The sequence below is a fragment of the Streptomyces sp. V4I2 genome (assembly GCF_030817655.1).
In the GTDB taxonomy this organism is placed as follows: Bacteria; Actinomycetota; Actinomycetes; order Streptomycetales; family Streptomycetaceae; genus Streptomyces; species Streptomyces plumbiresistens.
Genome location: NZ_JAUSZM010000003.1, coordinates 165,290 through 177,048, shown reverse-complemented (window position 1 = coordinate 177,048; position 11,759 = coordinate 165,290). Strand labels below are relative to the sequence as shown.

General features: G+C 69.7%; 8 protein-coding genes. 4 read left to right on the top strand and 4 right to left on the bottom strand.

Annotation, left to right across the window (positions count from 1 at the left end):
- The first annotated feature begins 53 nt into the window (after positions 1-53).
- The 4 genes from QFZ76_RS01515 to QFZ76_RS01500 are packed head-to-tail and all read left to right on the top strand — an operon-like array spanning position 54 to position 5,903.
- Positions 54-1,631 carry a site-specific integrase gene (locus QFZ76_RS01515; RefSeq protein ID WP_307671979.1) on the top strand — a complete coding sequence of 526 codons (1,578 nt, stop codon included), beginning with the start codon at positions 54-56 and terminating at the stop codon, positions 1,629-1,631.
- Between the two features lie 59 nt (positions 1,632-1,690).
- Positions 1,691-3,382: a hypothetical protein gene (locus tag QFZ76_RS01510; protein ID WP_307671978.1), complete on the top strand. Its 1,692-nt coding sequence runs from the start codon at positions 1,691-1,693 to the stop codon at positions 3,380-3,382.
- Positions 3,379-5,484 carry an integrase gene (locus tag QFZ76_RS01505; RefSeq protein ID WP_307671977.1) on the top strand — a complete coding sequence of 702 codons (2,106 nt, stop codon included), beginning with the start codon at positions 3,379-3,381 and terminating at the stop codon, positions 5,482-5,484. The genes QFZ76_RS01510 and QFZ76_RS01505 overlap by 4 nt, the downstream gene beginning before the upstream one ends.
- Positions 5,481-5,903, top strand: a complete 423-nt coding sequence (locus tag QFZ76_RS01500) for a hypothetical protein (RefSeq protein ID WP_307671976.1) — start codon at positions 5,481-5,483, stop codon at positions 5,901-5,903. The genes QFZ76_RS01505 and QFZ76_RS01500 overlap by 4 nt, the downstream gene beginning before the upstream one ends.
- 234 nt (positions 5,904-6,137) lie before the next feature.
- Here the strand turns inward: QFZ76_RS01500 and QFZ76_RS01495 are convergent, their stop codons facing one another.
- From QFZ76_RS01495 to QFZ76_RS01480, 4 genes are all read right to left on the bottom strand, one after another.
- A complete protein-coding gene (locus QFZ76_RS01495) occupies positions 6,138-7,619 on the bottom strand; it encodes a long-chain fatty acid--CoA ligase (RefSeq protein WP_307671975.1) in 1,482 nt (493 codons plus the stop codon).
- A gap of 53 nt (positions 7,620-7,672) precedes the next feature.
- A complete protein-coding gene (locus QFZ76_RS01490; protein ID WP_307671974.1) occupies positions 7,673-8,110 on the bottom strand; it encodes a hypothetical protein in 438 nt (145 codons plus the stop codon).
- Positions 8,111-8,114: 4 nt separating this feature from the next.
- Positions 8,115-10,103, bottom strand: coding sequence for a primary-amine oxidase (locus QFZ76_RS01485; protein WP_307671973.1), 1,989 nt, complete (start codon positions 10,101-10,103; stop codon positions 8,115-8,117).
- Between the two features lie 170 nt (positions 10,104-10,273).
- The gene (locus QFZ76_RS01480) at positions 10,274-11,713 is read right to left on the bottom strand and encodes an APC family permease (RefSeq protein ID WP_307671972.1); all 1,440 of its coding nucleotides are present in this window, start codon (positions 11,711-11,713) and stop codon (positions 10,274-10,276) included.
- Positions 11,714-11,759 lie beyond the last annotated feature (46 nt).

Here is an 11,759-nt window from a genome sequence, read left to right as displayed (position 1 = left end):
CACTGCATCCCTATTGAATCGGCGTGTTGAAGCCGATCTGACAGGGTGGCGGAATGAGCAAGTGGCGTGTCTTCTGGGTTCCCAAGCTGGCGCCGATCGCCCCACCGCAGGCACCTGTTCTGGCAGGGTGGACTGATCTGGCGGAGCGCGAAGCGTCAACAGGCATCCGACCCGGCGACCCGATTTTGCTGGCGCCGGACTACCACATCGACGAGCTCGTCAGCCTGTACACGCGCAGTAGCCCCTTCCGGGGATACACAAAAGAGACGAAGCGGAACTACATCACGGACCTCTGCCTGTTCCTCAACTTTCTGTGGCAGCGCGGAAAGGTCTGGACGCAGGCGGTCGAGACGGATGTTGACGACTTCCAGTTCTGGCGGCAGACGGCGCCCGAGAACCCGGTGCGGGTGGGTGGGAACAAGTGGAATCGCGAACTGGCTGCGCTGATGAACCTGTACACGTGGGCGACGAAGCCGGGGAACGAGTTCCTGCCGCGCAACCCGGTGCCGATGCATCGCGTGGTCGGTCGGCGTGGGCAGATCGTCGAAGTGCCGGACGGGAAGGCGAAGGACGCCCGGGGCAGCAACGTTCACTGGCTGACACCCCGGACGTTCCGGCTCTGGGTGGACATTGGGCTGCGCGGTTACGGCACTGACGGTCTTCCCGCGCCGGGCTGGGTGGGTCGCCTGGAGGACCGCAACGTCGCCTTCGTGCACCTGTTGACCTCGTCGGGGGTGCGGCGGTTGGAGGGCGCCTCCCTGTTGACGTTCGAGGTGCCGTCACTGCGTCTGGAGGGCGGCCGTTACTACACGGGACGCCTCGCGGCGGCGGTCACGCGTTCCAAGAAGGCGCGTACCTACTACGTCGAGGCTCATGTGGTGGGCGATATCGAGAACTACATCGACTCCTCGCGCGCCGAGGCAATCCGCAAGGCCCAGGCGCGGGGCCGGTACGACGGCGTGCCGGGCATGCGGCTGGTCACCCGGGTGAGCCGGGGACCGAAGCCGACGGTGTACTGGTGCGACCGCCAAGGCGTCACGGGCCGCGTCGCGCTGACGGAGGCGACCGCAGACGAACGGATGACGTGGTACACCGAAGGCCCGGAGGGACCGGAGCCGTTGTGGCTGTGGCTGAATGAGATGGGTCTGCCGTTCCAGCCGCATTCGTGGAACAACGTCTTCACGGCGGCGAACCGGCGGTGCCGGGCGGTGCTGGATCCGGAGCCGGAGCATCGGCTGGACCCGCATCGCAGCCGGGCGCCGTATGCGACGCCGCATTCCTGCCGGCACAGCTTCGCCCTCTACATGCTGGTGATCCTGCACCACTTGTTGGACCGGCGGTTCGGTCTGAGCCCGGAGGAGCGGCGGGACTACCGGCTGCTGTACGGGGATCCGTGGCGGATGGTGCAGGACCTGTTGGGTCATGCGTTCCTTGAGACGACCCGCGAGCGGTATCTGGCCCCGGTCGCCGACCTTCAGCTGCGGTCGCTGCTGACCACCGCGCCCCCGTTCGGCGAAGGGGAACGGCCGGCAGAGGGGATGGATGAGGTGTTCGCGCGTCTGGCACGGGAGGCCGAGGGCATCCAGGACATCGACGCCAAGCTGCAGGTCACCCCGCGGACGACAGGATGAACCGGCGCGGGCGTACGGCGCCTTTGCCGACAACGCCAGTGCGCAGACCACCGGTTCTGATGGACGACGGCCTCGTCGTCGAGCACCGAGACCGAGCGGGAGCCGTCGCGGTCTACGACTTCGGTACTCTGCCGGTCGAGGATGCCTTGCGCCGGTCGCTGGCCCGCCTGTTCGCCGCGCGGTGCGTGCCGAGCCGGTGGACCTCCCACCACAGCAGCAGGTACTTCTGGCTGCCCTTGCAGGCGTTTGCCGCGTACCTGGCCACGCTGGACGCACCGGTTGCCGACCTCGACCAGCTGACCGCGGGGGTGTGGCAGCAGTGGAGGCTCAGCCGCCAGAACACCCGGTTCGGCTACCGGCAGCTCACCACCGTGCGGGGGCTGCTGCTGGACGACCCGCGGCTGTCCGCTGCGGCACGGGAAGCGCTCGCCCGCCGCGTCCTGCAGCCCACGGCTAAGGAAGCGTCCTTCCAGGAGGCCGAGTTCGACGCACTCGTCACCACGGCGCGGCGCATGTTCCGTGCCGCGCATCTGCGGATCACAGGCAACGCCCGCCACCTCGCCCAATGGCGGTCGGGAACGTTCGCTCGCGGCAGCGAGACATGGCTGCTGGGTGAGGCTCTGGACTGTCTGGCCCGGACCGGTGAGGCGCCCCACGACACCAGGGTGCGTCGCCAGCGTGGCCGGGTGCTCGCCCGCTATGCGCGGGTGCTGGGCGGGGAGCGGCCCGAACACACCTGGCAGCGGCTGTTCTTGACCCGGATGGAAACGGTCGCGCTGGGGGTGCTGCTGCTGGCCGAGCTCGGCTGGAACCTGTCGGTGATCAACCGGTTGAAGGTGCCGCAAGCGTCCCCGGACGCCGGCAGCGACGGCCTGCGGATCTACCGAGTCGAGCTGGAGAAGCACAAGCGAGGCGCCGGACGGTACTTCGAGACCCGCAACCTCACCGACGACGGTGCCTCCTCCCCCGGACGGCTCATCACACAGGCGCTGGAGGCCACCGTATTCGCCCGCGCGGTCGTGCACGCGCTGAGCCCCGGGACGGACCGCTTCTTGATCTGGCGCTCCGCCAGGGCTCCCCTGGAGGACCCGCGCGACGAGGGCGGCAAGGAGTCGGGTATCGGGGTGTTCGGGTTCGGCATCTCCGGCCGTACGGCCAAGGAGTGGGCGACCCAGCAGGGCTTCTCGTCTTCGCCGTTCCGCAGGGGGAGGCGGACGGTGAACACCCTGCACCGGCGCGCGCCCGGACAGAACAGCCAGGCCACCCACGACCGCGTCTACGCGCTGACTGATCCCCAGGTCCGTCGGAGAGCGATTCCGGTCATCGCCGAGGCAGCCGAAGCCGTCGTGTCCCAAGCCCACGCTGCCGTGCTCGCCGCCGAACTGCGCGAGGGGGCCGATCCGGCCGACCAGCCAACCGCCACCGCCGACTGCCATGACTACGACAACAGCCCCTATCCCGGGCCCGGCGGCAGCTGCGGGGCCTCGTTCCTGATGTGCCTGGCCTGCCCCAACGCCCGGATCCACCCCGCCCACCACAGCCGCCTGGCTCACCTGCATCACGCGCTCGATAACCTGCGCAGCGCCCTGGAACCGGGCCAGTGGCAACGCCAGTGGGAGGACGGGCACGCTCGCCTGGACCACCTCAAGGGCCAGCTCGGCACCGCGGTGTGGACCCGCGCCCTGGCTGATGTGACCGACACCGACCGCGACCTCATCGCCCTGCTGCTCAACGGAGACCTCGCCCCGTGACGGCCACCCCAGCCCCCGTCCGTGCCCTTCCCGGACCCGACACCCCCGTTATCCCCGCTCACCGGATCGCTGGCGGCTACACCGGTCCCATCGCGCGCTACGCGGCGCCGGCCTGGCCGCTGCTCCCCATGAACGCCAACCCGGGCGTCACCCACAGCACCATCCACTGGCCGACATTCCCCGCCACGTTCCGGGAGGAGATGCGGCTGGCCGCCTGGACCTTGATCAACGGTGAATTGCCCGCCGTGTTCCTGCGGGAGCGCCATCCCACCTGGCGCTCACGCCAGGCACCCAAGGCGCTCTGCCAGACGATCGGGACCTGGTGCCGGCTCGCCGTGTGGCTCACCGACCGGGGCATCACCACACTGAGCGACTGCACCACCCAGGTACTGAGTGAGTACGGCCGTCATGTGCGCGACAGCGGGACGGCCCGCATCACGGTGCACAGCGTGCTGTCGTCGCTGACCCGGCTGTGGGTCTTCGACCAGCTCAGTGCCCGTCCCAGCGGAATCGGCCGCCCGCCCTGGGAGACCGAGGGGGTGGACGACTACCTGCCCCCGGCGACGCCGGGCGGCGAGAACTCCGCCGAAGCGATCGCCGAACAGACCATGGGCCCCCTGCTCGTGTGGGCGATCCGCACGGTCGACGAGTTCAGCGACGACATCCTGTCCGCGTGGACCGAACGCAACCGGCTGCATGCGCAGGCTGCCGCCAACATCGCCACACCCGCCTCACGAGCCGCCCTTCGGGCCTTCATAGACCGCACCGACGCCGGCCACCTGCCGATTCCGACCACACAGTGGCTGGGCAGAACCACGATCGCCGGCGCCTATATCGCCGCGCTCACCGGCGCCTCTCTGAGCCAGGTCTACAGCACCACCCGTGATCACGGCTGGCGGCAGGCCGCCCTGGACCGGCCAGGCCCCTGCCCGCTCCGGGTGCCGGTCACCGGCACACTCGGCGCCACCCCCTGGAGAGAGGCCCTCGACTACACCGAAGCAGGCTTCCTGATGCGCCAGTTGGGCACGGCCTGCTTCATCGTCATCGCCTACCTGACCGGGATGCGGCCCGGCGAGGCGGCCGGACTGCGCAGCGGATGCTGCCCCGACCCACAGCCGGACAATGCGGGGCGCACAGGGCGGCACCTGATCACCAGCACCGTGTACAAGACCGCCCGCGACGAAGATGGCAACCACCGCTCCGAGGGCGAAGTCCGCGATGCTCCCTGGGTGGCCATCGCCCCCGTCGTGAACGCGATCCGGGTCCTGGAACGCATGGTTCCCCCAGGGCAGCTGCTGTTTGACCACCACGCCCACGACCTGCGTGGCACCCGGGCCGGCACCGGCTCCCTCACCGTGCACACCCTGGGCACCCGAGTGGAGGACTTCATCACCTGGGCCAACCACGAGGCAGCCACTCGCGGGCTGGCCCACGAGGTCATCCCGCCGGATCCGCACGGCAGGATCGGAACCGAGCGGTTCCGCAGGAGCCTGGCCTGGCACATCGCCCGCCGTCCCGGGGGCCTGGTCGCGCTCGCGATTCAGTACGGCCATCTGCGGACTTCCGTAGCGGCCGGATATGCCGCGCGCAGCCGGGACGGCATCCACGACCTCCTCGACGTCGAGACGGCCCGTGCCACCATCGACACTGTCGCCGACCTGAACGCCGCTCTCGAGGACGGCCTCGGCATCTCCGGGCCCGCCGCCCGCCGGGCCATCAAGGCCGCCGCCACCGCGCCCCAGTACACCGGCACCGTCATCACCGCCCGGCAGGCCCGTCAGATCCTCGCCAACCCTCACCTGGCCGTCTACGACAATCCCCGCACGCTGCTGATGTGCGTCTACAAGCGCGACAAGGCTCTGTGCCATCGCGGCCTCAAGGACGCCCCCAGCCTCGACCAGTGCGTCCCCGCCTGCGCGAACATCGCCCGCACCGATCAGCACGCCACCGGTCTCCGCCTCCGCGCCACCGCGCTTGAGCAGCAGGCAGGCCACGTCCCCGGTCCGCTGGGCGAGCGCCTGCGTGACAACGCCGCCCGCCTGCGCGACCTCGCCGATACCCACCACCGCACCCGCATCAGCCTCCAGGACGGCACCGCATGAGCCCTGCGCCCGACGAACGCGACCGGATCCGCGCGGCCATGGACCGCATCCTGCAGGGGAAGGCGCAGCACTCCAACGGTGCGCTGACGATCGTCGCCCTGGCCCAGGAAGCCGGCGTGCCCCGCAACGCGCTCACCCAGCGTCACCCGGACCTCAAGAACGCCTTCTACGCGCAGGTCAGGGCGCACGGACAGACACCGGACTCTGAGGTCCGTCTGCGCCAACAGATCGTCAAACTCAAGGAGCTCCGAGCCAAGGACACAAGGGAGCTGTCCCAGCTGCGGACCGACGTCGCTCACCTGGTACGCGCTGTCAATCAACTGACCGTGGAGAACCGACAACTGCGCGGTGCATTGTCACAGCCCACCTCCCCCGTTCGAGTGCTGCCGACCCAACCGCATCCGAACCGGGCCCTCTGAGAAGTCCACGTCCTTAAAGCAGCAGCTCAAAGGGCTGGCAAGAACAGCGGCATGCGTACTAGCCCCGGTCGGCGAGAGTGATCAGTCTGCGGTGCGCCCGCGGCTCAACGAAGGGATTCGGCCGCAGTGCAGGTCACCAACAGCGAGATCCTCGAGGTGCCCCACGACTCGAAGCTCCAGCGGGCAGGATCGATCTGAGGGCGCTCTTCGCCGGGGACACCGGGTGAGGCGACGTCAGCGGGGTACCGCGATCTCCCGTTTGAGGATCTTTCCGCTGGGGCCCTTGGGCAGTACGTCCAGGTAGAGGATGGTGCGCGGGTACTTGTACGGTGCCACGCGCTCCTTGACGAACCGGCGGAGTTCGTCGGGCTGTTGCTCGGCGCCGGGCCGGAGCACGACGGCGGCGGCGATGTCCTCGCCCAGGGTGTCGTGCGGGATGCCCAGGACGGCCGCCTCCAGCACGTCGGCGTGTTCGTAGAGGACTTCCTCGATCTCGCGGGGATAGACGTTGTAGCCGCCCCGGATGATCATGTCCTTCTTGCGGTCGACGACGAAGAGGTAGCCGTCCTGGTCCTCGCGCACCAGGTCGCCGGTGCGCAGCCAGCCGTCCACGACGGCCTCCGCCGTGGCGTCGGGGCGGTTCCAGTAACCCTTCATCACGTTGTGGCCGCGTACGGCGAGTTCACCGGTCTCGCCACGGGGCACCGGAGTGCCGTCGGGGGCGAGGACGCGTACCTCGACTCCTTCGACCGGTGTGCCGATCGAGCCGGCCTTGCGGGGCCGGCCGAGGTGGTTGAAGGAGACGACCGGGGAGCACTCGGACATGCCGAAGCCTTCCAAAACCACGCACTCGAACCGCTTTTCGAAGCCGTGCAGGACAGGGACGGGCAGCGAGGCTCCGCCGGAGACGCACAGCCGCAGGGAGGAGGTGTCCGCCTCGCCCGGCTCCGCCATAAGCGCCGCGTACATGGTGGGGACGCCTTCGAAGACCGTCACCCCGTGCTCGGCCACGGCGCGCAGCACGGAGGCCGGTTCAAAGCGGGGGATCAGTACGAGGCACGCACCCTGCTGGAGGGCGGTGTTCATCGCACAGCCCTGACCGAAGATGTGAAACAGCGGCAGGCCGCCCAGCACCACGTCCTGCTCGGTGAGGTCGAAGAGATGGGTGACGACGTCGACGTTGCGGATGAGATTGTCGTGGGTGAGCTCGGCACCCTTGGGGCGGCCGGTGGTGCCTGACGTGTAGAAGATGGCTGCCGTCGCGTCACCGCTGCGGTCGCACACCGTGGGCAGCGGTTCATGCGCTCCCATCAGCGTGGTGAGGTCGGTTGGGTCGACACGGAGTAGCCGGGTGCCCGTGGCGCGCGTGGCGGGTTCGGCCTCCGTCATGGCCTGGTCCACCGCGAACAGGCGGCCGGCGCCGGAGTCGGAGAGGTAGTACTCCACCTCACGGGCCTTGAACAGCGGGTTGATCGACACGACCACACCACCGGCCCGCAGGATTCCGTAATAGAGGACAACGAAGGAAGGCACGTTCGGCAGCATCAGGCCCACACGGTCGCCGGGGCGCAGCCCGTCGGCGGTGAGTGCCGCTGCGACGCGGGCGGACATGACGTCCAGCTCGCGGTAGGTCCAGGTCCGGTCGCCCAGCCGCAGGGCTGGGCGGTGGGGGTGTCGCTCGGCGGCGAGCACGACGTTGTGCGCCAGATTCGGCATGACCGCACCTTCCGGGTGTGGGGCGGCCCGGGGTGGTACCCGGGCCGCGGGGTTCAGTGGATCGGCTCTTGCGTGAGGTGTCCCGCCCGCGTGCGGCTTGCGTAGCGTGCCCGCACCGGGACGAGCAGTCCGATCAGCGCGAGGAGCGTCTCGGCGGCGGCCAGGACGAGGGCGAGGTGCATAGCGGTGTCGCCACCGCCCTGCCCGTGGATGTCGTTCATGTGATCGGCCATGGGCCGGGACGACGGCCACGCGAGGTGGGCGATCACCATAGTGGCGCCGAGCACGGCCATGACCGTCCACTCCCGCCGCCCGGGCGAGCGCGGCAGCATGACCGCACAGCCCAGACAGGCCATTGCCAGGACCAGCAGGACGAGGGCGAGAGCACCGGTGTGCTGCGTGAGCATGGTGACGTGGACGAGAGCGGACAGGCCGGCGGTCACGGTGGCCGCCCGGCGCGGGATCCCGTACGCCCTTGTGGTTGCCGGCATGGCGTCAGGACCCGTGGCAGTGCGAGGAGTTGTCGGAGCTGTCGGGCTTGCTCTCCGCGCAGTGCGACGACGTGCTGCGCGGGGCGTTGAGGGCGGGGTTGCGGTCGAAGAAGCCGACGGGCTTGAGCTTGAAGCCGGTGTAGTCGACGGGCATGACCGGCCAGTCCTCCGGGCGCGGGAAGTGGGTGAGGCCGAAGGTGTGCCACAGGACCACGTCCTCGCCGTCCAGCGGGCGATCGCCCGCGGTGAAGGCTTCCAGGCCGTCCCCGCCGGGGCTCTGGTTGACGATCTCACCGGCCGGCCACTTCTGCGTGGGGTCGTACTGGCTGACCCATAGGTGCCGGGTCGCGAACGCGCCACGGCTGGCGATCACGCTGGACGGGTCGGCCAGCAGCGTCGGCTGTCCTTCCGGGTGCAGCGCGTACGCCACGTCCTCACCGAGCCGGTTCTGCTTGTCGGGATTGCTGACCAGCCAGGTGCGGGAGCGCAGGTTGTCCGCGGTGCGGCGAGCGTCAAGTTCGGACGTCAGACGGGTCCGGGACTGGCGGAAGGCGTTGCCGTAGGGGTTGGTGTCGCTGACCGGGACGGGGACGGCGTCGACCTCGTCGACGGCGTTGCGGTGGCCGTCGACGGCCATGTCGAGGCGGGCGCAGAACAGGTGCTGGTGGAAGGGGGCGCCCAGGCCCGGGGCCATCTGGGTGGCGTAGCCGTCGGGGCCGGTGTAGGCGGAGGTGAACACCACGCCGGTGGCCTTGGCCTCCAGCTCGATGGTGCCGTCGAGGTAGAGCGACCAGTAGAAGCCGTAGTCGTAGTTGCCGATGGTGAGGAAGAAGGAGATCACCAGACGGCGCGAACGGCGGGTCTCCGTCATGCCGTTGAACATGTCGGTGTGCTTCCACAGCACGCCGTAGTCCTCCTCGTGGAGGCAGATCGCGTTCTTGATGACGCGGGGGCGGCCCTTCTCGTCACTGATCGTGGCGTCGAAGTAGGTGATGTCGCCCAGGCAGTCGCAGCCCAGCTCGAGGGAGTTGGTGTAGCGGGCGAACATGTACTCGCCCTGGTCGAAGTAGTTGATCCAGTAGCGGGCCGGGGAGGGGTCGCCGTAGGGGACGACCATCTCGGGGATGGAGGCCCGGTGGACGACCGGTCGGACCTCGTCGCCGTCGCGGAAGCCGAGCTGGTGCAGGACGAGTCCTTCGCGGACGTCGAAGGTGAACCGGAAGGACCAGTCGGCCCACGTGATGAGGTTGCCGTCGACGGTGAAGCTCGGCCCCTCGGGCTGGGTGATCTCCAGCGGCTTCAGGTCGGTGCGCTCCGGTGAGGCGTGCGGGGCGGCGTTCCACTCGCCGCGCTCCATGGGCACGGCCAGGTCGGCGCTGTCGACGACCTTGAAGACCTCGCCGGCGATGAGGTCGACGTACGCGCAGACGCCGTCGACGGGGTGGGCCCACGGCAGGTCGGCCTCGTCGAGCTGGAGGAAGGCCAGCACACGGCAGACCCGGCGGCCGGTCTCGTCGTCGTGCCCGAAGTTACCGGCCGACAGCGGGACGGCGCGGACCTTGTGCGGGTCGATGCCACGCTTGTCCAGGGCGCTCAGCCAATCCTCGCTGCGCAGCAGCATGGCCTCGATGTCGTCGAACTCCTCGTCCAGGATGGGGGCCTGGCCCTCGCCGGTGGCGTCCACCGTCCGTGCCTCGACGATCTCGCCGCTGGTGACGTCGGCGGTCGCGACCGTACCGACGCCCGTGGCCCGGTCGATGAGGATCATGCTCACGCGGCGGCGTACGGCATCACCGTCGCGGTGGGCCAGGACCTCGTGCTTGGGGGCCTCGTCCAGGCCGACGTACACGAAGCGCGTGGTGTCCGTGACCAGCCCGGCGCGGTCAGCTGCCAGCCGTGCCGCGTCGATCTCGTCGGCGGTCAGCAGTGACAGGGGGTGGCTGACGGACTCGGGGGCCGTCGTCGTTCCGGTGGGTACGGCGAGGTCGGTCATGCTGCTTCCTTCGCTGGAAAATCGAGCTGCCGAGGGCAGCGGGACCCGACGCGGCGAAAGTATCAGTACCATTCGGTTAGGACAACCAATTGGTACGGATATTTCGCTCACGTGGATCGCGGTGAACGGGTCGGTGTCGGCTCTGGGTGTGAGGTGCGCCTGCCGTGCGGTCAGGCGGTCTCGGGAACGGGAGACGTGGTGGACGCGCCTCGCGTCGACGGCCTCTCGCGCCTGGAGAGGAGCACGCCGGCGGCGAAGGCCGCCAGCGGCATCAGCCCCAGCACCGTCGCCAGCGCGGTCGAACCCCCGATGAGCAGAGGGAAGTTGGCGACGGCGAGGACCAGGCAGCCGACCAGCCCGAGCAGGCCCAGGCCGGGTGCGGCGAGCGTGTGCCAGATGCGCCGATCCTGCCGGGTGCGGCGGAAGTGGACGATGACCGCCAGGCAGGTCAGGCTCATCAGCAGCAGGATGCCGAGGGTGGCCGTGCCGGCGAGCCAGGCGAAGACCTGGGCGACCGGGTCCATGCCGGCCGCGACGCAGACGGCGACCAGGACGGCGGCGCAGGCCGACTGGAGCAGGGAGGCCAGGTGCGGCGATCCGTGCCGGGCGTGGCGGCTGCCGAACAGGCGGGGCAGCGCGCCCGAGGTGCCCAGGGAGAAGCCGTAGCGGGCGAGGACGTTGTGGAAGGACAGTGCCGCGGCGAACAGGCTGGTCAGCAACAGGACTTGGGCTACGTCCGCGGCCGTGCCGCCGAGGTCGCGTTCGATGGTGGTCAGCAGCATGCCGCCCGGGTCGCTGCCGGCCGCCTGTACGGCCTGGTCGTCGCCCCAGGCCGACACCAGCGCCCAGCTCGACAGGGTGTAGAAGCCGCCGATCAGCAGCAGGGACAGGTAGGTGGCGCGCGGGATCGTGCGGTCGGGGTCGCGGGCCTCGTCACGGAAGATCGCGGTCGCCTCGAAGCCGAGATAGCTGGCGATGGCGAAGACGAGCCCGAGCCCGAGTGAGCCGGAGCCGATCTGTTCCGGCTTGAGGAACGCGGTCGACGGCCCCGACGGACCGCCGTCCGCGACGACCACCGCGTCCAGGGCAAGGACGATCCCCACCTCGCACAGCAGCAGCACGCCGAGCACTTTGCCGCTCAGGTCGATGTGCCGGTACCCGAGGACCCCGACGCCGGCCAGGGCGACGCCCGACCACAGCCACCACGGAAGCGCGGGACCCCCGTAGTGCCGCACCAGGTCGGCGGCGACCGCGCCCATGTAGCCGTACACGGCCAGTTGTACGGCGGTGTAGGTGACCAGGGCCAGGTACGCCGCACCTCGTCCGTTCGCCCGGCCCAGGCCGTGCCGCACATAGGAGTAGAAGGCGCCGGCCTGCGGCACATGGGGCGTCATGGCGCTGTAGCCGACGGCGAACAGCATCAGGACGGCGCAGCAGATCACGAAGGTGGCGGGGAAAGCGGCGCCGTCGCCCAGCGCGATCCCGAGCGGTACCGTGCCGCTGACGACGGTGAGCGGGGCGGCTGCGGCGACGACCATGAAGACGATCGAACCCGTGCCGAGGGAACCGGTCAGCGCGGGAGCCGCGCGATCGGTGGAACTGGTGGACATCGCACCTCCAGATGGGGACTGCGCACACCATCGGCCGGGGCGGTTG

Bases quoted from the DNA above. Each gene is read 5' to 3' on its own strand.
- QFZ76_RS01500 (WP_307671976.1), top strand. From the start codon at position 5,481: ATGAGCCCTGCGCCCGACGAACGCGACCGGATCCGCGCGGCCATGGAC.
- QFZ76_RS01480 (WP_307671972.1), bottom strand. From the start codon at position 11,713: ATGTCCACCAGTTCCACCGATCGCGCGGCTCCCGCGCTGACCGGTTCC.
- QFZ76_RS01495 (WP_307671975.1), bottom strand. From the start codon at position 7,619: ATGCCGAATCTGGCGCACAACGTCGTGCTCGCCGCCGAGCGACACCCC.
- QFZ76_RS01485 (WP_307671973.1), bottom strand. From the start codon at position 10,103: ATGACCGACCTCGCCGTACCCACCGGAACGACGACGGCCCCCGAGTCC.
- QFZ76_RS01515 (WP_307671979.1), top strand. From the start codon at position 54: ATGAGCAAGTGGCGTGTCTTCTGGGTTCCCAAGCTGGCGCCGATCGCC.
- QFZ76_RS01510 (WP_307671978.1), top strand. From the start codon at position 1,691: ATGGACGACGGCCTCGTCGTCGAGCACCGAGACCGAGCGGGAGCCGTC.
- QFZ76_RS01490 (WP_307671974.1), bottom strand. From the start codon at position 8,110: ATGCCGGCAACCACAAGGGCGTACGGGATCCCGCGCCGGGCGGCCACC.